Here is a 21,804-nt window from a genome sequence, read left to right as displayed (position 1 = left end):
AGCTGTTACTGCCGATCGTAAATCATTTTTCCTCCTGTTACCTTTCCGTTGTAAAAAATGCGATAAAAGTACATCCCATCTTTTACAGGTTGCCCCTGGGTGTTGGTGCCATCCCAACGTACATTCACACTTCCGGCAAATTGGGGGTAGTTGATTAGAGTCTTGATGTTTTGTCCGGAAGCGTTTAAAACGATTACTGAAAGTGGTCCTTGTTCGGGTATTTCAAATTCAATATCAATATGATTGCTGAAAGGATTGGGGAAACTATTAGTGACAACCAGTGACTGGCTATTAGCGATTGGTTTTTCTATTTGCAATGTATTTTCTATGATTGATTCAAAGACACCATTGCCATGAGTGGCCACAACAAATTTGCCATCTAAATCTCGGTAATCCATCATTCGGATGACCGAATTGCCTATGGTTTCGTTTGCTTCTTTTAGCCAAACGGTATTGCCTCCATTTAAGATATTTGTAGAATACAAACCAGAACTGGTGCCTACGAAATACTTGTAATTTCCACCTGAAAGTGGAATGATTTCACTCCATCGGATACTTGGTCCGTTTCCTGTTCCGTCAGAGAATTCTTCCAGGTTACCACTTACATCTGCAAAGGTTTCTCCTCCATTTTGAGAGTAAAATATACTTGGAATATTGTAATTAGAGTTGATGACAAAAACATTTTGGGCATTTGACGGGTCGATGGTAATATTTACCACATATCCGCCGCTATTGAAAACTGTTGATACTTTTCCTGTCCCCGCATTGGCATTTTCTATCTTCATTACTGTACCATTGTCTGTGCCAACATACAGTATATTCGCTGGTGAGGTGGATATATCTAAAGCTGTAACATTCGTGTTCATTTCTTCAATATCTAAACGGTCCCAGTTTACAGAAGTCGGATTTTGTTTTCCTCCGGGTATTTGAGACAAATTATTGTTTCTCCATACTGTCTCGCCACCGGCCATATACATCCTGTGATAATTGTTGGGATCAAGAACATAAGGGTTGATGAAAAGATACCCACTGCCACCTTCAGGATCTACTCTGGCAAAAGAAGTCAGGCTACTTTGTTTGTTTAGCGTTAACCTGTAGATCTGAGATTCTTGGAATGAGGCATACCAAAATAAATCCTCCGGAGTAGTGGCAACAAATCCTCCGTCACCACCAAAAATGTCGTTCCAGGGTTGGTTGATGCCGGGAGCAGTCTTAAGGTAAGTGCCATTGTCTTGCATACCACCTATTATTCCCTCTGATTCCTTGGAAATAGCTATTGAATAAAACTGTGAAGTGACGTATCCATTATTGAGGCTGACCCATGTGGGTTCGTTGGCTTTATTGTCAAGGGTTATCATCAGTCCTCCATCGTTGGCACTTATCATTTTATCAGGATTGGAAGGATAAAATACTAAAGCATGTTGATCAGGGTGGTGGCCTTCGTACTCATTGCTTGATCCTTCAGGATCATAACCACCGATCCAGGAATTGTTTGATGAAGTAGAAAATCCGTCTGTAGTTCGGTATAAGTTGGTTCCACCAACAAAAACAATATCCGGGTTCTCAGGATGAACAGCAATAACCATGTTGTATCCTCCCTGGGTATCAAAAGACCCCAACTCACCTTCGAAATCAGGTGCGTTTGCAGATAGGTTTTGCCAGGAAGCATTAGAGTTGTTATACTTCCATATTTCCAAGTCATCATTGTCAACAGCGAAATACACTATGTTTTCATTGCCTGGAGCATAGTCCATTACAATTCTTTGGTGAAATCTGGCAAAACCAGCAGGAGTAATATTTGTCCAGTTAATTCCATTCGTGGATCGAAAGACACCTTTGTTGATTACGTTATTTCCAAGAGCAGTAAATACACTCAGAGTAGCGTACATGGTACCTGATGGAGTAATCATCACATTGGTGTAAAATGAAGCTCCTGATTGGTTGAGATCGGTTCCATCAGGCCTGTTAATTAAATTCGCACCTAGCACTGTTTGCCAGGAGTTACCCCCATCTTGTGAGTGTATGATGCCTCCATATACCGCTGCATATACTTCATCCACGTCGGGTCGAGTGGGGTTGGTCGCAATGTTCCATACGTAGTTAAAAGCACTGTTAAATTCTGCCTCCTTTCCACTCGTGGTAGAGGATAAAACATCCCAGGTTTTTGCACCATCGGTCGATTTAAAGATTCCGTCACCTCTGTAGGGTGCTCCCTCTGCTCGTGTAGAATTGCCCCTGAGTTCTCCTGTACCGTGATACCAAATATTTTCTTTGCCGGAGCGAATATCCTGAGCCACACAAGTTACACTATTGATAGCCGAAGGGTGAGAAGCACGAGACCAGGACAATCCGGAATTTTCAGAACGCCACATACCACCAGACACTCCCCCTGCTATGATGATGTTTTCATTGGTGACATCCAGTGCAAGGGCACGAGTTCTGCCACCTACATTGGATGGCCCTGCCAAAGTCCAGAGTTGTGCTTTGGTTCTGTAATTTGTTTTTTGACTTACTGATTCTACGGTTGGAATACTTTTTACAAACTCCGCTTCTTTTTCATGAATGTTGTCAGGAATACGTCCTGTAGCAGGGTCTGTCAATTGCCTGATTTCATAATTAAGTCTTTTCCACGGATCTTCCTTTGTGCCTATTGCTGATGGGGCTTCAACCAAATTAACTTTATGGGACGATTTTGTATTGGTTTTGATAGAAAAAAATAATAATGCTGATATGATTGTCACAAAAGCAGCTATGATGAATATTAACTTATTCATTTGATAAGCCTTAGTGCCGAAACATTGTTTTTCTCTACCATTCTTATGAATGATTGCTCATGGTTCACCAGATTTAAAACTTCTTCAAGAGGAATCCATTTAATATTGAGAGACTCTTCATTTTTAACCACCTCGTTCGGTTTTTTTGCGATAAAATGAAACCGAATGTCATAATGTTCATGTTCAGGAACATTTCCCCTTTCGGGAATGGAGTGTATATCAATATCGAAAAAACCATTTTGAGCCAGGTAGAATGAACTTAAACCTGTCTCCTCTTCCATTTCCTTTTTTGCTACCGCTACTACGTCCTCTATACTGTCGGCATGACCGCCGGGCTGTAGCCATCTGCCCAGCTTCCTGTGGTGAAGCAGCAGGGTGTTTTTCATTGACTGATCCGTGATCCATGCCGATGCGGTAATGTGACCAGTCAATAAGGTTCTCTCAAAACAATTTGGAAATTCTAATAACGATAGAAACCGGGGAACAAAAGCTTGTTCTTCCGGATAGGGAGATTCGTACTCACAAAGTTGATTTCGAATATCTTGCCTTGTCATTAAAGGCTATTCTTTGATTATGGTATTTACAAGATTAATTTTTCCTTCTATTAATTTACTTGTAGATACTCCCTCACCAACATTGTCTTTGTCTCCTTTTTTTGCATGTATATAATATTGGATAGGCTCTAACTTTTTAAAAGTAACCCTGCCTTTTTTATCTGTTTTTTCACCTTCTCTTACAGGTTTTTTTTCTTCAAAATAATCTTCTTCACTTGCATAAAGAGTAACTGTCGCCCCTTCAACTATATTTCCAAGATGATCCAATACAGTGACCTTTAAGAAAGTAGGTAACAGGGGTTTGTTGATGGTATTGAATGCTGAGGTGGTAAGTGACAAAACGGTTAAGATTGCGACTGAATAAAATGCCTTTTTCATGATATAGAAATCAAAGTTTTAAATTGTGTAAATGACAAACATTGCCACATTTGACAGCATCAATTTCCCTGCCAGTAGCTGTTCCTTTTTTATTTTTTTGAACTACTTTCATTATCTCATTAGCAATACGCCACCATGCTGTTCGATTACCCCTCTTTCCAGATCAAGGGTGCTTTTGTAACGCATGATGTAAGCGTAAGTTCCCATTTGAAGTAATGCACCTCTGTATGTTCCGTCCCATTGGAAATTCTGGTCGGTGGACTGAAATACCATTTCTCCTTGTCTGGAGAAAATGTAGATTTGAAAGTCAGTGACATAAGGATTAGGAAAAACTGTAAAAGTGTCGTTCAGTCCCGAACTGCTGTCTGGTGTGAAAGCATTGGGTGCATAGATTATTGGATCGCAATCGTCCAATATTTCAATGATATCCCTGATGCAGGTAAGCCCGTTACTAATAGTAACTTCATATACTCCGGCATCCATTACTTCAAACAATCTTTCAGTTGACAAGATAGGATCTTCGTTGATGAATCTCCACTCATAGGATGAAAACAATCCCGGATCTAGTACAATGGTGTTTTTAGTAGGGTCAGGATCAGCACTACAGAATTTTTCTCTATTTCCCAGAAGCAACTGATCTTGAGTGATAGGGACAATCAGGACGTCAATATCATCAGTAGCAGAACAGTTGTTGTTTACTCCTGCTACAGTTACGCTATAATTTCCACTGGTTTTGGCAGAGACCTCAGCACCTGTGTTGGGTAAAATATCTCCAAACGGATCAGTCCATTCGAAGGTAACATCTTCTGTGATATTGGCAATGGCAGTAAGCAGCACTTCAGAGTTGTCGTCACAATTAGGCTCTGAGCGGATGAAAACGGTAATTTCATTGAATACTTCTACATCTATGGAGCCTGTACCCTGACATCCCGAGCCTTGATCAAGTACAGTGACTTCATATTGACCTGTCGAGGTTACTATTAGCTGAGAGGAATTTGAACCATCTCCCCATACATATCCCAGATTTCCTCCTGTTCCATTCGTTATTCCTGCCACCAAAGTAAGTTGCCCGCTACAATTGTCACCGCTGATGGTTATTTCCACATCAGGATCATCATTCTGACTTACTATTACTTCGGAAGTTTGTGGGCACAATCCATTAGGATTAGAATCTGATGAGGTAACTGTGTAAGTTCCTGCTTCACTTACAGTAATGGTAGATCCTATATTTGTTCCAACGATACTTCCTCCATTTGGGCCAGTCCAGGCATAGCTCACACTGGCTGGATTGCTGCTTTCAGGGAAAATAGAAACTTCTCCGGAGTTACCGCAAATGTTTTGAGGGGTAACGGTAAACTGTGCTACAGGATTTTCTTCCAATACGATATTGGCAGCTGATTGCGTACACCCTGTGCCATTATCCATGACTTCAATAGAATATGTTCCTATGGGTAAATCATCTATAGTAAAGGAAGATATCATTGATGTAGTGCCTGACCGTACTATGGTGTTGGTGTCATCAAATAAGTTATAATCGACGAAAGTTGGGTTAGAAAGTGTTACTTCTATGTCTCCATCATTGCCGCATGCAGGTAAAGGTGTGGGTGTAATGGTAAAACCAGCCGGTTCACCAATTGCGAGTGCCTGAAATTCTGTACAGCCTGAAACCGTGTTTGTAACCCGTAGCTGATAGGTACCTGGCGACAATGCATTGTTTACGGTCACAGGAGTTGCCGTAGGCCCTGTCACGGAAGTAGCACCAACTATTACCGGACCGTTCAATTCGTAAGTATAGCTTCCTGTGCTGGTTACATTGAGTTCAATAATTCCATCGTCAGTTCCGCATCCTGTGGCATCCTGAGCGGTGGAGGTGAACACCGGAGTTTCTATCACATTGATCGTGACACTATCTACTCCCATACAGGCAAATATATCCGTGACCTCTAAACGGTATGTATGAGTTCCAGGAACAGAAGTGTCTATTCTTTGAGTTCTGAGGGTATTTCCAGTATTAACTCCATCAAGAAACCATGCATAAGTTGACCCTGGATTTTGGGCATCAAAATCCTGTACAAATTCATTTTGACAGACTGTGAGATCAGGGCCAAGGTTGACCATCGGTCGGGTATCATCTACCAATACCTGAACCACTTCAGAGCTACAGCCATTTTCGTTGGTTAAAAATACGTCAATGGTGCTTCTTTGATCTACGGTGATTACCCTTGTGGTATCTCCTGTTGACCAGGTGTAGGTAAATGTAGTGTCTCTTGGCCAGGCAGCTAAAGTGACAGAGCCATTACAGAGTGTAGTAGCAAGAGGGACATCAGGATTTGGTGGTATGGAAAATATTTCAACTTGTGCAAAAAATGTAGTGTCTAGTAAGCAACGATTCTTCATTCTTAAACTCACATTATATACTCCTACTTCATTGTAAGTATGATGGACTGTGGTGGAATCAGAGAATGTGCCATCACCAAAGGTCCACCTTACTTCATCGATCATTGAAGTAGTGCTGGCAGTAAAAATTGTTTCTTGTCCATGGCATGCATTGTCATAAGAGATGCCCGGTGTATTGGGTGGATTCGATACGGTTTGGATAAAATTAGGCAATCCCAATCGACTGGTTCTTCCTGCCAGGTCAAACCCTGTTTCGACAAAGGAGGCATTCATGTCATCTCCGTTCGGGTTATTGATGGTACCTAAAGTATTCGAATTTTCTACAGCCATATATATGATGCCGTCAGGTCCGGTTTGGATGGTTCCAAAACCTTCCGATGAAGTGGCTAATTCAAATTTGGTGGCTTCAATGTCTTCTTTAGCAGTAGGTGCATTGATGCTGTCCAGATCATATTGTAATAATTTGGAATTATTGCCATTAGTGGTAACATAAAGGCGTTGTAGGCTCGAAGAAAACTCGACACTGTATGCCAGTGAAGGGATGGGTTCTTCAATGTCTAATTGAATAAAATCATCCACTATACCTGTGGAATCCGTAAATGCAAAGAGTTCCACGAAATTGTCTGTTTCATCCTGTAAAGCCACAGCAATCCGTCTTCCTCCCGGATCTACTTTCATGGAAGCTGTCCCGTTTCTTTCTTCACTAAATTTATGAACCGATCCTGCTGCGGATATTACTGCTGCTCCAATACCATCTTCAGTAATGGGATATGCACGGAATACATTATTTCCATATTCATGAGTGATCAACCATACCACAGAACTGCCAACTGCTGTGGCCGTCATTCGCTCAGTACTGTTGGTATATAATGGTTGGTTTTTAAATATAACTTCTCCACGAGCTGTATCTTTTTTGATGTCGATCATAGCGTATTTTACATCATAAGAATAATCTCCCCAGACCGGATCTGTTGTAAATACATAGAAAATGGTACTGTCTCCCGGCACGGGAACGATCATTGCCCCCTGTACTGACGTACTGTCTCCACCAATATCATTACCATTTACCATGAGTTCATGCTCTCGGTTCCAGACCGAAACGCCATTGGTGTAAAACAGGAGTTCTCCATTGGCATCTGATATAGAAGATGCCGCCACAGGGGAGGTCATGAGGTTTTCGTCCGTTATGGGGGACGCTCCATCATTGAAATCTATACCTGCCATTTCACCAAAATACCATTGATTGTTCTTCTGGGTGTCGTCCCCATAAGTGGTCACTTGTATCTGGTCATAAGCAACACAACCCGTAGGACTGACTACCGATACCCAGTAGTAACCTGTTGTATCTATTGTGATTGTTTGTGTTGATTCTAAGGTGTTCCATGCATAAGATACTCCTCCTGTACCTGCATCCAGCAGCAATGTTTCGCCAGCACATATTATGGTGTCAGCTCCTAAATCCACTTCAAGGTCATTTTGAAGTATAGGTACATTTTTGGTGACAGATTCACTCACTCCGTTAGAGAAGACAGTCAATGTTACAGGATATACACCTGCGGCCTGATAAGCATGTATTGGGCTATGGGAATCTGAATTTTCGCCATCTCCAAAATCCCAGAAATAGCGTTGTGGCGTTGGGTCAACAAATGGAAAAAAATGAGTTGGTGATGCGGTACAACTACCCGCATAGACAAAATCGACTAAATCAAAAGTTTCAAAGTTAGGAGCTGGAAATGCTGGAAATTGGAGTCCCGAGAAATTTTGATTTCCGAAAACAAGGCTGTCATAAAAAACATTGAACCTTGCACTGTCGGCACTGAATATGCTGTCAGCCTGATTTATTCGCCCCACTTCGATATTGGAAGTGCTTGTCAATTGGTACAAATGATAAACCCTTCTATCAGGCCCTCTTTGCACACCATAACTCCTAAATACTGGACTGGATAGCACAGCATTCACACTCATAGAAGGATCATCTAAAGCCACTTGATATAAGTTGCCATTATTTCCAGCGGCAGTTCCATGCCGTGAAAAGTAAAGTTTAGACCCATTGGAAGACCATTCTAAATCATAAACTGCTTCTGATGTAAAGTCCGTATTACCACTATTGAGTATTTGAGAATTAAATGCCAAGGCACCTGTTGCCGGATCAAAGTCCAGTAAAATAATATTTCTGTTTTGATCTTTGGGTGCTACAGCCAGCAGCAACGAATCTTGATTGTAGGCGAAAGATGCAGCAACAAAACCGGGAACACTTGGTGTATTCAGGTTGAAAGTTTGAATTCCTGCAATGTCGGGAATTCCGTCGTTTACTTCAAGTACTTTATATTCAAATGTCGTTCTGTCGTTGGTGATCAACCAATGTTGGTTGGTTGCAGTACCTTCTATGGTGATCATTCCGTCAGATGGATTGGTCAATCCAGTAGGAAGATTTTTACCTGCAATGTCTCCTCGGGCAGGTTCTCCTATTCCTATATTGGCATTGCCCATCAGGTTTTTATCCACTACAGAATATAAGATTTCGTTAGAGCCAGTACTGCCGGGGTTAGTGAATAGGAGGTAGCGCCCATCCATAAAAGTAAATGGAATTACTGTAGCGGCTCTGTTTATGGTAGGATCTGCTTCTAATCCAGTTCCGTTAGGTAAAAGCTCATGATTGGTGTCATACACATTATTTCCATCGGAATAGTAAAGAAGGTCGCCTGTAAGGGGATCAGAAATCACGGCACTTCCTCCGGTTCCAAATGGGGTAAATTGAATGCTGTCTAGTCTGGGTTGATTGGTGCCTTTGTTAAATAGAATAGCCCTGTCTGAGTTACCAAAAAGCCAATTGTATTCTGCCAGGTTTTGACCCTGAGAATATTGAAGAGAAAACCCCACAATGAAAAAAAAAGTGCTGAAAATTAATTTTTTACTCATACTGTCGTTCAACATTCTTATAAGGGTTACAAAATCTCTAGTTGTCTGTAGCTTAAAATAAAGCAGGACAAATTGAGGCTTAAAAATAATTCAATTAAAATTACAAACGCTCAAAATAATAATTTCTATACCTGTCCGGCAACAAAATTTAAATCATTTCTAAATTGAAACAATATTGTATAATTTGCACCGACTTTAATTTTGGAGTTTTGAAATTGACCTCAATGCGTAAAAATCTCATATTATTTTTTTGTTTATCCATTTTGTTGGTGGATAACAAGTTAAAGGCTCAAGACCCTCAATTCTCTCAATATTACGCTGCGCCACTTTTTCTGAATCCTGCTTTGACAGGTATCAATCAGATGGGTAGGGCAGGTGTGAATTATAGAAATCAATGGCCTTCTATATCTGCAAATTTTGAAACCTTTTCGGCTTATATAGACTACAATTTTGATGAAAAAAACAGTAGCCTCGGGTTGATAGTTACTAAAGATACAGAAGGGCTTGTAGGATTGAATTCAACTGAAATAGGACTTCAATATGCTTATCAGGTTAACCTGAACTACAAGTGGGTTTTCAGGCCTGCTTTTCAGGTTTCTTACACCACACGCGACTTAAATTTTGATAAACTGACATTTGGAGATCAGTTTGATAATACAGGAAAAATAAATCCTTATTCTGCCGAACAATTTAATACAGGACTTAAAGTGAGTTACATGGACTTGGCTTTGGGTGGCATGTGGTATTCCAAGAGTATGTGGATAGGTGTTGCTGCACATCACATTAGAGAACCTAATCAATCAGTGACGGATGGTGAAAGCCCATTGCCCAGAAAAGTATCAGTACATGGAGGGTATAGGATACCACTTCGTTCAGGTTTTATGAGCAAAGGAAAAACTGCATCTGGAGCAGAGAGAACACTGTCTCCTACTTTCAATTACCGTTCTCAGGGAGATTTTGATCAGCTGGATTTAGGTATGTATTTTACTATGTCTCCTGTGATTTTTGGCCTTTGGTATCGGGGAATCCCGGTGAAGTCTCCTGAGGGAGGAGGAGGGAACACCGAATCTGTGATATTCATGATGGGATTGACAAAAAATAAAATGACAATGGGTTACAGTTTTGATTACACCCTGTCTAAGTTAGGTATTGGAAGCGGAGGAGCCCATGAGATTTCTATTACTTATACTTTCAAAGGAGGAAGCCCACGTAAGCCTTCAAGAGAAGTGAGGGAACTGAAGTGTCCTGTTCCTTTTATCTTTTAAATTATTCTCTGGTGAAACTAGGTGTTGACAGTTTCAGTATCCAATTGTCTTTTATAAGGTAGAATTATTGTAATTGTGGTTCCTAATCCCACTTTCGATTCGAATGAGATATTACCTCCATGCTCTTTGATGACATTGTAAACGGTAAACAACCCAAGGCCTAAACCTTCACCTACATCCTTTGTTGTGAAAAAAGGATCTGATATTTTGGGTAAAATATCTTCCGGAATACCAACACCATTGTCTTGAAAGGTTATTACTATATTGTTTCCAATTTTTTCAGATTTAATAAATATTTTACCTTCATCCGGAATAGCCTGGATGGCATTGGTCAATATATTGAGAAACGCCTGATTCATTTTTCCAGGATTTCCCAAGAAGCCCTGAACAGATGGATCTAACTGTTTTTCAATGGTAATTCTATAGAGAATTTCATTGTTAAGAATAATAAGACAATTCTCAAGTATGACATTCAAATTGCAGATTCCGTGGTACTGGTCTTTGGTGTGTACATATTGGTTTAGGCTATTAATAATTTTTACAATTCGATTCACACCGTCATTGACTCCATTCAATAAGCCTTCAATATTTTCATTGTCTTTTACTCCTTTTTGATTCTTAATATGAAGAGAGATTCCATGAATTCCACCTTTGATATAATTCAATGGATTGTTTATTTCATGAGCTATGCCGGAAGTCAACAGACCCAATGAAGCCATTTTTTCAGATTGAATCAACTTGTCCTGAGTGCTTTGAAGTTGACCCAATGTGTTCTTGAGCTCGTTTTTTTGTTTGGAAATGTCATTGTTGACCTGTTCCAGATTTTGAGTACGTTCTTGTATGATAGATTCCAGATGAACTTTATATTTTTCTAATTCAAGAGCGGTATTTTTTTTGTCGTTGATATTGCTGATTACTGCCAAGATTCGATCATTAGCTCCAATTTTCACTTGCTTTAGGGTAAAAGACACCCATAGTTCCTGACCTGAATCTTTACGTATTTTCCAGTCAGATGAGGTTGTTTTATGATTATTGGTTTTTTTAAAAACAGTCTTAAATAAGCTATGACTAAATTCATCGTCAAAATCGAAAAGTCGTTTGGAAAGACTCTCTTTATTTTCCAGATGCGACATGCCATATAAACTTAACAGGGAATTGTTGTAATCAACAACTTCACACTGAAGGTCAAATATGACAATAGCGTCACTGGTAGCATTGAAAATCTCATGGTAATTTTGCTCACTCTCCATGATTTTGGCATTGCTTCTGGTAAGGTCTGCTATCATGCCTTCATACGTAGAGTTGATATACATAAGCGTCAGGAACAGGGTAACAGATACGGCAACTATCATTAAGATATGAATTAGCCAGGAAAAAACGGTATTAGGATCCCCTGAAGCAGCCCCCAAATGACCACTGATGTGCAAAGAACCGAAGATTCCAATGAAGAAGAGACAACAACAGTATATGATAATTGTTTTTTTAACTGAAAAAGAAAAGAAAGAGAAAAGCGGGATTAATATGAGTAAAACCTTGTTGGCCGCTAATGATCCCCAAACATATATATCTGTAAGAATGACGAAAATAATTCCTAATATTATTATGGAAGATTTTGTCTCAAGACTGATTTTTTTTCGATAGAAAGTGGTAATAATAAGAATAGCTACAAAAAACAGGTCAGTTATGAAGGAAAATTGAAAGCCGGAAAGAAAAAAATTGCTTAGACTAAGTAAATAAGTAATGAAAGCGATGATTGATCCAAAAATCAAAGCTTTATTGACAATATTTTCCTTGTCTGATTTTAGAATGGAACGGGTTGTCAGAGGCATGTTGCTTAATTAGAATATAAACGTTCTTAATCAGGATATCATAGAAATAACAATGTTGTAATACCTAAATATACTGCATAAAATTGTTATAAACAGTGGCTTGTTATTTTTTTAGAAACTTAAAATGTTGTTTGTAAGACATCAAGATTGGTCAATCTTCATTAATTTTCCAAGATGGAACCATTTGAATACGTTGTTGTACTCACCTCTTTGATTCTTGGATTGGGTATTGCGCAAATACTTACGGGTATAGCAGATATAGTCTCACACTGGAAAGCTATTAAATTAAGTATTCCTCATACTATATATGTATTCGTCGTTTTCTTTCTTCATATTCAGGAATGGTGGATCAACTATGAATACTCCAAAGTGATAGATGTGTGGACGCTTCAACTGGTCTTTGGTATTTTAATATTTCCGATTTTGCTATTTATTCAGGCCAGGATGCTTTTTCCAACTGGGCTCAGAAGTTCCGATACTGATATGGACTTGTATTTTGAAGACCAATGGCGTTGGTTATACTCTATTGGCGCAATGACGGTGGTAGTTAGTATTTGGCACAACATTCTGATTACAAATATTCCCCTTACAGAGCAAATACAGTTATTTGTACTATTGGTTGCTTATCTTGTGTTTGTCGTTTTTAACATTCGGAATAAAGCTACTCATATTGTTTTCCTTGGTCTGCAATTGGCGGCCTGGATCATTTATATAGTAACAGAAGAAAGCGTTTTGTGATTTTTTTGAGTTTACTATTTGTTTTCTAACGGGACAAATTTGTGATGAATACTGTCTTCAGAAACTGTCCATATCCTGAATCCCAAAGGTCTTTTGTCAAAGTTTTTGCTGGTTACTTCTCCGCTCACCAATTGGATTCCTTTGTACTCGTTGATGATGGTTTTGTGGGTATGACCAGAGAGATATGCTTTTACATTTTTTTGCTCAAATAAGCTTAGTAGTTCTTTTCTTTTGTCTTTGGGTAAATTGAAATACTGGTCTTTTTCTTCAGGCTCTTCCAGATATAAAGGGAAGTGACCGATAACAAACACAGGCTTTTGTTTTTTGCTAAACTCTTCCAGTTTGTCTTTAAACCATTTGTCGTGCTTTTCAGATTCTGTACCTGTGGGTACTTTCCATAGCTGAGTATTGCATACCAGAAATGAGTACCCTTTGTTTTGAAAGTCAAAGTAATCATCTCCAATGGCGTTCCGATATTTCGTTAAGCTCGAATCGCTTGGTGTATTTTCTACGTCGTGATTGCCGGGAGCGCAATAACAGGGCATATTGAATCCATTTTTTATAAAATTAAAATCATTGAAAGAACTATCGTTGGCATTGTTGACCAGGTCTCCGCAAATGACCACAAAATCAGGTGCAAGTATATTGATTTGCCTGACAGCCTGCTCAAATGCTTTCTTGTCATGCTCGTAACCTCCCATACCCAGTTGTGTGTCACACATTTGTACAAACGAGAAGGGTTCCCGGGTTTTATCCTTGCAGGACAATAGTAAGGTTAATATCAGTACTAACAAGTAATGAAAGGATTTCATTGTTTATAAAAAATGAAGTTAAAATCTATAATAGCAGTCAAACTTTACATTGTGTTATTTGATAAGTGAAGTTTCATTCTTTCGTGGGAGTTTTTTAATCCAGATTTATTGTCGGTGATCAGATACCCATTCGTTTTTGTTGTCAATTTTTATATAAAAAAATCAGGTTGAAACTGGTAAATCAGGTACTCAAACCAGATTTTAATAATAAAATTAAAAGTAAAGAATTTTCGTTAAAACTGGTGTTTCATTGAATTTTTGATAAAAAAATGAAGTAGAAATACTTCTTTATTCAGGAGTGCATCCATTTCAGTAAAAGGTTGTTGTAAATTTTACGTACATTTGGAGATTACCTAAACAACCTAACTCTATGCTTAGAAAAAAAGCCGACTTAAAGACGCTACTGTGGATGATTGCATCAACGGCTCTCTTTTTTTTCCTTTGGAATTCAAATGAATTTATTTGGTGGCTATACATTCCATACCTGTATTTTGCTGTATGTTTTTCTGTATTTGCTCACAATCACAACCACCTTTCTCTTTGGAAAAACAAATATTTGAATCAATTTCATAGTTGTTGGATAACTGTATTTTATGGATTTCCCACTTTTGCATGGATTCCAACACACAATACAAACCATCATCGTCATAACAATAAGGAACCTGACTATACTAAAACATATATGGTTTCTGAAAAAAACAATCTTTGGACACTATTGATTTACCCGACATTAAGTGGAATGGCTCAACAAAAGGCTGTCTTTAATTATTATAAAGAACAGTATGGGAAAAATTGGGAAAAATTCACTTTCTATACACTTCAGATTGTATGTCTTGTTTCGTGGATTGCAGTAGCTTTTATTATAGATTGGCAAAAAGCATTGATATATGTGTTTATCCCTCAGCAGGTTTCTTTGAATGTTGTACTTGTATTCAATTATATACAGCATGTGCATGCTGACGAAGAGTCAAAGTACAACCATTCCAGAAATATAGTTGGCTGGCCTTTGAATTTCTTTCTTTTTAATAACGGATACCATACCATTCATCACATGCAATCAGGATTGCACTGGAGTGAAACTCCGGCAGCTCATAAAAAGATTGAACACCTTATCGATGACAATTTGAAAGAAAAGTATATGTTCTGGTATTTGTTCAGGGTTTATATATTGGGGCTTTTTATACCAAGCCTGAGAACTGATTCTATGAGACTTGCCAGACAAGAAAGAGAATTTGAGTCTTCAGAGGTAGTTGCTACGAATGTTAGTGCAGTAGCCGTCTAATTGTTTTTCTTACCAGTATTGGGTTATTCTATATGTATATCATATCGATCTAAAAGTCCTATGGCTCCATGTACTGAGAATTTTGCCTTTTTGATCCGGTTAATTTCCGGGTCAATAGAGTAATTGTAGGAGGTTCTAAGGTCTGATTTCTCTAATACAGTATTTCCGAAAACAGCTCTGGTAAAGTCACAATTGTCAAAAACAGAACTGGTCAAATCTGTTTCTGTAAAGTCGGCTTCATGGAGGCTACAGTTTTTAAATTTTGTTCCTTTAAGTTTTAGTTGATAAAACAGAGCCAGGTTTAAATTGCAGTCAGTAAAACTAAGTTGTAGCAAGAATTGATTGCAGTCACTGAAATCCAAACCCAATAACTTGCAATTCTTGAATGTCACATCTTTTAGCGAAGTGTTTTTCAATTGAGACATGCTTAGATCACAATCATTAAAAGTGCATTCCAGGAATATGCTATGCGACAGGTCTGAGTTTAGAAAATTACATCTATTGAAAGTACACCCATCATACTCAGTCAGGTTCAGTTTTTTTTCAGAGGGGTCTAATTTTTCGAAAACCCGATTTTCAATAATTCTATCAGCCATGTTTTGATTAATTTTCTATGGTTTTGTCTTTGACAAGATGTATTTATCTGCAAAACTACTCTTAATACGTTGACCTGAGATGTCAAGCATTTCCAGCTTTTGATTTCCAATAGCAAACTGATTCATGCCTTTGTTTTTATTTTGAAGCCATACCACACTATCATTTTTGATTGCATAAGTGCCTGAGTTGGTTTCTTTTGATTCACTTTTTCCAATGTACAATATGTTTTCAGTGTAGGTCATGTTTCTGTTTAGTGTAAGGACGTAATTTATGGCTTCACAATCTGCACAAGGAAGTGTTCCTGAGTAAGTTCCTTCGGTCAGTACGATTTGGTCTTTACAATTGGTTAAGACCAAAATCAACAAAAAGGGGTAAAGAGTTTTTTTGACCATTAGTGTTATAAAGGCGGACTATTTTACTTTGTAGGTCTTGTGAATGGCCTTTTCAAATACTTCCCAATGTGCATCGGTCATTCTTCCAGGTGTAAATAAGCAAATCCCGGCAGCTCCGTTTGTCATGGATTCGCTTATAGCGGCCTCTAGTTCTTCTGGCAAAAGACCATGATTCTCAGGGTCTTTTTCATCTCCTTTTTTTTCTGGTTTTGGACAGATAAACAGGCCACTGATGACGGGCTTTTTATTGTTTAGTGCTGCTACGGATTCTTTGGTCACTTCTCCGATCCACTTAGGATTTTCAAGATAAAAATCATTGTAATTCATTGGAAAAAACGCATCCAAATTCCACTTATCCCATTCTTGTCTAACTATCTTTTTAGCGATAGAATTAGGTCCTGGAAATACTGCCGCATTGATTTTTTTATTTTTCGAATGAACCACTTCGGTTAATCGGTTTACAATACTGGTAATCAAATCGTATCGAAACTGCTTCCATTCTTCTACTTGTGAAGGATCTTCTGACGCTTTTATGTCAATTCCGGTTTTGGCTTTGAAATCTCCAACACATAGATCACAATAGCAATAATCGTATTGAGGAAATTCTCTATCCATTACCAGGCCATATTTGTCCCAAAGTCCTCGGGCAAGGATGACATCAGGAAATCGGATATAATCCAGATGGATGGCATCTACTTCTTCTACATCAGCTATTTTGGCATACATGTCGGCTAGAAAATTGTACGTTCCCTTCTTACCGGGGCATAAAAAATGGTAGTGACTTACATAGGGAGGTTTGTCATAAGTAGATTCACCCAGCCCATTGATGGCATACCATTCAGGGTCTATTTCCGGTTTGTTGTGCTGCACCATTGTAGGTATCCAGGTATGAAACCCAAGACCAACTTCTTTAGCAATTTTTCCAACTCGTTTGTAGGTTTCTGGGTTTTGTCCACCATTGTACATGAGTACATCTATTCCTTTGCTTTTCAGCTTAGTAAAATTCGCTTTGATCTCGTCATCGGTAGCTTTTCCGGGACCTCCCAGCCATGCATAGCAAGGGATTTTGTCCTTTTTCACTTCCTTTTCTTCGCCCACTTCTTTTTTTGAATTGTTGCAGGAGAGCGTGAAAATCACTGATATGAGGATGATAATTCTATACATAGGTTATTGGTTTTTTGTGCGTTTTACAAGTCAGGTTTATGCCAATTTAATGAATATCCCTTATTGAAAAACAGATCAAAAGAAAGTTAATTAAATGCTTATTAAGAATCTAATTTGTTTAATCTTTTTTACTTATTGAATTGCTAATTGGGATATTGACCTTGTTGAGTAGGATTAACCGCAGGTCAAATTGAATGGAAAGGTCGTCATTGGTTTTGATTAGACCCATCAGTGCTTTGGGTGGATCTATATTGAAATCACTCATTTTAACAGTTTTTTCACCTGAAAAACAAAGTTCTTTGGCCTCTATTTTGTTTTTCTCAAAACCTATTTTGTATTCCTTTTTAGTACCTGCCAGCATTAGTGATACCTCAGCGTTAATCCCTTTTGATAGATTATTAATGTCAATGTTGGCTGTTTGGTATATGTTTTTAACATTGAGAGAAATTTCAGGGAATTCTTTCTCTCTAAGAGCATCTCTGAAATCACGATTGATCGCTTCATGTCCACAATTAAACTTATTTACCAAAAATGTTGTTACTGCATTTTCACAGAGTAAGTTGGATTCAGAGTATTTGGTTAAAATAATGAGTGTGTCTTGCTCAAAATTTTGTTCGAGTTTACAATCAAATTTACTGATGTTGGAGGTGCCACTGATGGTCAGATTACTTTTATTGCTAAGCACCATCATAACTAAATCAGTTTCTTGTCCACTAGAGGTCGTGGGCAAAAATGTTAATATGAGGTAAATACAAATTGAATGACTCAGTAATTTCATTTTTCGTAAACGATTTCTTATTACAAATATCCGGAGTTTACATTGGGGTAAAAATGATAATACTCATCAATTCATATAAAATACAGCATGAATATGGATTAGAGTCTGCTTTTGTGTTGACTTTAAAGTTCAGTTCCACAGTTATGACAGTATTTATCATTTCGATCTAGTCCGTCAGCGTTGCACTCAGGGCAGATTCCTTTGGGCCTGATCTCGTCATTATTTGCTTTTATCATTTCACTGGTTACAATCCCCGTAGGTACTGCGATGATCGCATAACCGATGATCATTAGCATAGAAGCTACCAATTGACCAAACCAGGTTTCCGGTGCTATATCTCCATAACCAACTGTAGTAATGGTTACTATTGCCCAGTATATGCTTCTTGGAATACTCGTAAACCCATGCTCGGAACCTTCAATCAGATACATAAGCGTGCCCAGAATGCTAACTGTACATAAAATCGTTCCAAGGAAGACAATGATCTTGTGACGGCTGTCGTATAGGGCATTTCCAAGTTGATTGGCACCCCCCATGAAGTGTGTCAATTTTAAAATCCTAAAAACTCTTATTAATCTTATCGAACGAATAATAGCAAGAGAATGAGTACCATCAAAAAACAAACCTACATAAGTGGGGAAAAGAGAGAGCAAATCCACAATGCCCATAAAGCTAAAAATGTATTTGAGTGGTTTAGGGGTTGATATTATCCTTGCAATGTATTCAATTGTAAACAGGATGGTGAGAATCCATTCGGCTATTCTTAATTCTTTTCCAAAATGTAAGCTTATTTCGACGACACTTTCAAGCATAATCAATATCACGCTCAACAGAATAATGCATAACAAGACTAAATCAAAAAGTCGTCCTGCTACTGTATCTATTCCAAAGATAATACGGTATATTTTCTGCTTTAATGGTTCAAAATGCACGGCTACTTTCAAATGTTCTTTGATCGACATGGGTAATCCTCCTGGCTGGTTGGACGAATTTAATAAAAATGAAGATACGACTACTTTATTGTGGAGAAAAAAGACAGATGGAAATCTATTCTACTACAGAATGCAGATCATTTGAGGTGTTTTAAACTATTGGTTTTGGTTTATCCTTTTTAGCGAAGAAAGAGCTTATTTCTTCAGTAGTTCAGGGTATTTCTCTTTAAATCTATTAAGTCTGGGAATAGACACACTCATCACATAGGGTTGGTATGGATTGCGCTCTTCATAGTCCTGATGATAATCTTCAGCCTTGTAAAATACTTTGAATGGGACTACTTCTGTAACTATTTTTAACGCAGAACCGAAAATCCCTGAATCATTCAACTCTTTAATATATTCTTTTGCTAATTTTTCTTCATTAGCATTTTGGTAATAAATCATAGAACGGTATTGAGGGCCTCTGTCAGGCCCTTGTTGGTTTGGGGTAGTTGGGTCGTGTGATCCGAAAAACACTTTTAGAAGGGTTTGATAGGTGACTACTTTTGGATCGTAGTAAACCTCTACGGCTTCTGCATGACGGGTTTTTCCACTACTTACCTGTTCATATGTTGGGTTTTTCAATGTTCCTCCTGAATATCCGGAAATTACTTCTTCTACTCCTTCAACACTTTGAAAAATGGCTTCTACACACCAAAAGCATCCGCTCGCAAAATAGGCCTTACTGAATTTACTTAGGTCTTTAGGCTTTTCATGTGGGGTAGTACTGTTACAGGCCAGCGAAAATACCATGGAAAAAGCGAGTAGTATGTATTTAGATGTTTTCATTTTTCTTTGGAAATTGTTCAACTAGAAAACGCAATATCAATTTGGTCGGTTAAAGATAGTTCAATCTTCATTTTTTATTTGTCATGCAGACTGCATACTTTTTTTATTTGATGTCCTTATTATTATTTCTGCAATTACCAAATTGGGAATCCAACAAAGCCATGCAATGATAATGTACGCATCAATAAAACTGAAATGTAATACAATTTGGAAAAATGGAAGCCATAATCTTAAAGTAACAGCTGCAAAAGTAAGAGCAAAACTGCGAATCATCCAATGACGATGCTGTGTTACTTCACCATTTCTGATAGACTTAAATGCCATCACTGAAGTGAGCAGCCATAGAATTCCAAGTGATCCAAAACCCATTTCAGCCATTCTCCCTCCTGTGGCATGGATGGCGATGAACAATCCTGAAGTACCGCTGATAAGCACTGATGTCAAATAGATTTTTCCTAATAACCTATGAAGTTTCACCTTTCGTTTTCTCAACTGTGAGCTAAATTGAGAGAAACCTGAAATCAAAGAAAGGCCGCCAAAACTTATGTGCAAATAAAAGGCAATAACCCAGGAATTTTCTTGAAGTAATGCTGCTGGTTTACTACCAAGAAAACCTTTTTTCATATCAATTAGAAAATATAAACCGGGGTAAAGACCGACTCCTAATGCGAAAAACGCAAACACTCCCCACAATGCAAATTTTAAATTGTTAGTCATTTAGTTTTAATAGTGAAAAGATAGTCGAGCGAGTTCCAGGTTAGGAAAATAAAGTATTCAGACGGGTTTTGTCAATTATTTAAATGCAGGAATACCAGTGATTTCATTCCCTAATATAAGTAAATGAATGTCATGAGTACCCTCATAAGTAATGACAGACTCCAGGTTCATCATGTGTCTCATCATTGGAAATTCGCCTGTAATACCCATAGCGCCATGTATTTGTCTGGCTTCACGGGCAATATTTAAAGCAGTTTCTACAGCGTTTCTTTTTGCCACAGAAATCTGGACTGTAGTGGCTTTTCCTTCATCCATCATTTTACCCAGTTTCCAGTTGAGTAGCTGTGCTTTGGTTATTTCAGTAAGCATTTCTGCCAGTTTTTTCTGAACCAACTGAAACGAGGCGATTGGTTTGCCAAACTGTATCCGTTGAGTAGCATATCTGCGTGCAGAGTAGTAGCAATCCATGGCAGCACCAATAGCACCCCAGGCAATCCCGAACCGCGCCGAATCCAAACAGTTCATCGGTGCACCCAATCCACTTTTGCCCGGAAGCAGATTTTCTTTTGGTATTTTTACATTGTCAAATACCAGTTCGCCAGTGCAACTTGCACGTAAGGACCACTTGCCATGAGTTTCAGGAGTTGTAAAGCCTTCCATACCTTTCTCAACTATAAGTCCGTGAATTCTGCCCGCCTCGTTTTTTGCCCAAACTACTGCAATGTCAGCCTGAGGTGCGTTTGATATCCACATCTTGGCACCATTGAGCAGGTAATGATCCTCCATGTCTTTAAAGTTGGTAGTCATTCCGGAAGGATTGGATCCGTGATCAGGCTCAGTAAGCCCGAAGCAGCCTAAAAACTCTCCTGAAGCCAATTTTGGTAAGTACTTACGTTTTTGTTTTTCCGAACCAAATTTGTAGATAGGAAACATAACCAAAGAACCCTGAACGGAAGCTGTAGATCGCATGCCAGAATCACCTCTCTCTATTTCCTGCATGATAAGCCCATAGGAGATATAATCCAAACCTCCTCCTCCATATTCAATAGGTATTGTCGGACCAAAAGCACCTATCTCTCCGAATTTCTTTACTATTTCTTTTGGAAAATGATTGTTCTCTGCCCAATGTTCAATATTTGGAGTGATTTCCTTTTTTACAAAAGTCCGGACTGAACTTCTGATTAATTTGTGCTCTTCGGTGAGAAGGTCATCAAGAAGATATAAATCGGGCGATTCAAATTCATCTTTGACATTTCTTGACTCTGTCTTGTTCATTTTGGGTTTTTATTTTGGATATGCTAATAACAAATTTACGTGTAATTTAATTCATCACTATTGTTTTCTTGTACCAATATATTGTGGTAATCCCTTAAGAAATTATGACCTGATTTTTTTGATATAAACTTGAAAACCGTAGAATTTAAAACTTAGTGTTACCAAATGAT

The 21,804-nt window shown here is 38.4% G+C and carries 17 protein-coding genes; 3 read left to right on the top strand and 14 right to left on the bottom strand.

Annotated elements, in window-relative coordinates; all coding sequences use genetic code 11:
* Positions 1-5 precede the first annotated feature (5 nt).
* The 4 genes from AAOP42_RS19595 to AAOP42_RS19580 form a co-directional block, all read right to left on the bottom strand.
* Positions 6-2,774, bottom strand: coding sequence for a FlgD immunoglobulin-like domain containing protein (locus AAOP42_RS19595; protein ID WP_349530278.1), 2,769 nt, complete (start codon positions 2,772-2,774; stop codon positions 6-8).
* A complete protein-coding gene (locus tag AAOP42_RS19590) occupies positions 2,771-3,328 on the bottom strand; it encodes an NUDIX hydrolase (protein ID WP_349530277.1) in 558 nt (185 codons plus the stop codon). Before AAOP42_RS19590 ends, AAOP42_RS19595 begins: the two co-directional genes overlap by 4 nt.
* A gap of 6 nt (positions 3,329-3,334) precedes the next feature.
* Positions 3,335-3,706, bottom strand: a complete 372-nt coding sequence (locus tag AAOP42_RS19585; RefSeq protein WP_349530276.1) for a carboxypeptidase-like regulatory domain-containing protein — start codon at positions 3,704-3,706, stop codon at positions 3,335-3,337.
* A gap of 111 nt (positions 3,707-3,817) precedes the next feature.
* On the bottom strand, positions 3,818-9,022 hold the full coding sequence (locus AAOP42_RS19580; protein WP_349530275.1) for a PKD domain-containing protein: 5,205 nt from the start codon (positions 9,020-9,022) through the stop codon (positions 3,818-3,820).
* A gap of 224 nt (positions 9,023-9,246) precedes the next feature.
* On the opposite strand from AAOP42_RS19580, the gene AAOP42_RS19575 reads away from it, so the two are divergent.
* Positions 9,247-10,287, top strand: coding sequence for a PorP/SprF family type IX secretion system membrane protein (locus AAOP42_RS19575; RefSeq protein WP_349530274.1), 1,041 nt, complete (start codon positions 9,247-9,249; stop codon positions 10,285-10,287).
* Positions 10,288-10,304: 17 nt separating this feature from the next.
* Here AAOP42_RS19575 and AAOP42_RS19570 read toward each other — a convergent pair whose 3' ends face one another.
* On the bottom strand, positions 10,305-12,116 hold the full coding sequence (locus AAOP42_RS19570; RefSeq protein ID WP_349530273.1) for a PAS domain-containing sensor histidine kinase: 1,812 nt from the start codon (positions 12,114-12,116) through the stop codon (positions 10,305-10,307).
* A gap of 174 nt (positions 12,117-12,290) precedes the next feature.
* Here AAOP42_RS19570 and AAOP42_RS19565 point away from each other — a divergent pair, with 174 nt between their 5' ends.
* Positions 12,291-12,854, top strand: a complete 564-nt coding sequence (locus AAOP42_RS19565) for a hypothetical protein (protein WP_349530272.1) — start codon at positions 12,291-12,293, stop codon at positions 12,852-12,854.
* A 14-nt stretch (positions 12,855-12,868) separates the two neighbouring features.
* Here AAOP42_RS19565 and AAOP42_RS19560 read toward each other — a convergent pair whose 3' ends face one another.
* Entirely contained in the window at positions 12,869-13,576 is a 708-nt protein-coding gene (locus AAOP42_RS19560) for a metallophosphoesterase (protein WP_349530271.1), read from the bottom strand.
* Between the two features lie 460 nt (positions 13,577-14,036).
* Here AAOP42_RS19560 and AAOP42_RS19555 point away from each other — a divergent pair, with 460 nt between their 5' ends.
* The gene (locus tag AAOP42_RS19555) at positions 14,037-14,948 is read left to right on the top strand and encodes a fatty acid desaturase family protein (protein WP_349530270.1); all 912 of its coding nucleotides are present in this window, start codon (positions 14,037-14,039) and stop codon (positions 14,946-14,948) included.
* A gap of 23 nt (positions 14,949-14,971) precedes the next feature.
* Here the strand turns inward: AAOP42_RS19555 and AAOP42_RS19550 are convergent, their stop codons facing one another.
* The 8 genes from AAOP42_RS19550 to AAOP42_RS19515 all read right to left on the bottom strand — a co-directional run bounded on the left by AAOP42_RS19550 (position 14,972) and on the right by AAOP42_RS19515 (position 21,634).
* Positions 14,972-15,544, bottom strand: a complete 573-nt coding sequence (locus AAOP42_RS19550) for a pentapeptide repeat-containing protein (protein ID WP_349530269.1) — start codon at positions 15,542-15,544, stop codon at positions 14,972-14,974.
* A gap of 15 nt (positions 15,545-15,559) precedes the next feature.
* Positions 15,560-15,937, bottom strand: coding sequence for a copper resistance protein NlpE (locus tag AAOP42_RS19545; RefSeq protein ID WP_349530268.1), 378 nt, complete (start codon positions 15,935-15,937; stop codon positions 15,560-15,562).
* Between the two features lie 18 nt (positions 15,938-15,955).
* On the bottom strand, positions 15,956-17,101 hold the full coding sequence (locus AAOP42_RS19540) for a glycoside hydrolase family protein (protein WP_349530267.1): 1,146 nt from the start codon (positions 17,099-17,101) through the stop codon (positions 15,956-15,958).
* Positions 17,102-17,219: 118 nt separating this feature from the next.
* On the bottom strand, positions 17,220-17,879 hold the full coding sequence (locus AAOP42_RS19535; protein ID WP_349530266.1) for a YceI family protein: 660 nt from the start codon (positions 17,877-17,879) through the stop codon (positions 17,220-17,222).
* Between the two features lie 122 nt (positions 17,880-18,001).
* On the bottom strand, positions 18,002-18,841 hold the full coding sequence (locus AAOP42_RS19530) for an ion transporter (RefSeq protein WP_349530265.1): 840 nt from the start codon (positions 18,839-18,841) through the stop codon (positions 18,002-18,004).
* A gap of 165 nt (positions 18,842-19,006) precedes the next feature.
* Positions 19,007-19,642, bottom strand: a complete 636-nt coding sequence (msrA, locus tag AAOP42_RS19525) for a peptide-methionine (S)-S-oxide reductase MsrA (RefSeq protein ID WP_349530264.1) — start codon at positions 19,640-19,642, stop codon at positions 19,007-19,009.
* Between the two features lie 81 nt (positions 19,643-19,723).
* Positions 19,724-20,359: a DUF2306 domain-containing protein gene (locus AAOP42_RS19520; protein WP_349530263.1), complete on the bottom strand. Its 636-nt coding sequence runs from the start codon at positions 20,357-20,359 to the stop codon at positions 19,724-19,726.
* Between the two features lie 75 nt (positions 20,360-20,434).
* Positions 20,435-21,634 carry an acyl-CoA dehydrogenase family protein gene (locus tag AAOP42_RS19515; RefSeq protein ID WP_349530262.1) on the bottom strand — a complete coding sequence of 400 codons (1,200 nt, stop codon included), beginning with the start codon at positions 21,632-21,634 and terminating at the stop codon, positions 20,435-20,437.
* Between the last annotated feature and the right edge of the window lie 170 nt (positions 21,635-21,804).

The organism is Reichenbachiella sp. MALMAid0571 (genome assembly GCF_040151475.1).
Taxonomy (GTDB): domain Bacteria; phylum Bacteroidota; class Bacteroidia; order Cytophagales; family Cyclobacteriaceae; genus CAXBNB01.
Note: the sequence above shows the minus strand (reverse complement) of the source record. Positions and strands in the feature narration are given on the sequence as shown.

What these genes read in the sequence shown, in the direction of transcription:
- AAOP42_RS19595 (WP_349530278.1), bottom strand. Translation starts at nt 2,774, where the DNA reads ATGAATAAGTTAATATTCATCATAGCTGCTTTTGTGACAATCATATCA.
- AAOP42_RS19590 (WP_349530277.1), bottom strand. Translation starts at nt 3,328, where the DNA reads ATGACAAGGCAAGATATTCGAAATCAACTTTGTGAGTACGAATCTCCC.
- AAOP42_RS19585 (WP_349530276.1), bottom strand. Translation starts at nt 3,706, where the DNA reads ATGAAAAAGGCATTTTATTCAGTCGCAATCTTAACCGTTTTGTCACTT.
- AAOP42_RS19580 (WP_349530275.1), bottom strand. Translation starts at nt 9,022, where the DNA reads ATGAGTAAAAAATTAATTTTCAGCACTTTTTTTTTCATTGTGGGGTTT.
- AAOP42_RS19575 (WP_349530274.1), top strand. Translation starts at nt 9,247, where the DNA reads ATGCGTAAAAATCTCATATTATTTTTTTGTTTATCCATTTTGTTGGTG.
- AAOP42_RS19570 (WP_349530273.1), bottom strand. Translation starts at nt 12,116, where the DNA reads ATGCCTCTGACAACCCGTTCCATTCTAAAATCAGACAAGGAAAATATT.
- AAOP42_RS19565 (WP_349530272.1), top strand. Translation starts at nt 12,291, where the DNA reads ATGGAACCATTTGAATACGTTGTTGTACTCACCTCTTTGATTCTTGGA.
- AAOP42_RS19560 (WP_349530271.1), bottom strand. Translation starts at nt 13,576, where the DNA reads ATGTGTGACACACAACTGGGTATGGGAGGTTACGAGCATGACAAGAAA.
- AAOP42_RS19555 (WP_349530270.1), top strand. Translation starts at nt 14,037, where the DNA reads ATGCTTAGAAAAAAAGCCGACTTAAAGACGCTACTGTGGATGATTGCA.
- AAOP42_RS19550 (WP_349530269.1), bottom strand. Translation starts at nt 15,544, where the DNA reads ATGGCTGATAGAATTATTGAAAATCGGGTTTTCGAAAAATTAGACCCC.
- AAOP42_RS19545 (WP_349530268.1), bottom strand. Translation starts at nt 15,937, where the DNA reads ATGGTCAAAAAAACTCTTTACCCCTTTTTGTTGATTTTGGTCTTAACC.
- AAOP42_RS19540 (WP_349530267.1), bottom strand. Translation starts at nt 17,101, where the DNA reads ATGTATAGAATTATCATCCTCATATCAGTGATTTTCACGCTCTCCTGC.
- AAOP42_RS19535 (WP_349530266.1), bottom strand. Translation starts at nt 17,879, where the DNA reads ATGAAATTACTGAGTCATTCAATTTGTATTTACCTCATATTAACATTT.
- AAOP42_RS19530 (WP_349530265.1), bottom strand. Translation starts at nt 18,841, where the DNA reads ATGTCGATCAAAGAACATTTGAAAGTAGCCGTGCATTTTGAACCATTA.
- msrA (WP_349530264.1), bottom strand. Translation starts at nt 19,642, where the DNA reads ATGAAAACATCTAAATACATACTACTCGCTTTTTCCATGGTATTTTCG.
- AAOP42_RS19520 (WP_349530263.1), bottom strand. Translation starts at nt 20,359, where the DNA reads ATGACTAACAATTTAAAATTTGCATTGTGGGGAGTGTTTGCGTTTTTC.
- AAOP42_RS19515 (WP_349530262.1), bottom strand. Translation starts at nt 21,634, where the DNA reads ATGAACAAGACAGAGTCAAGAAATGTCAAAGATGAATTTGAATCGCCC.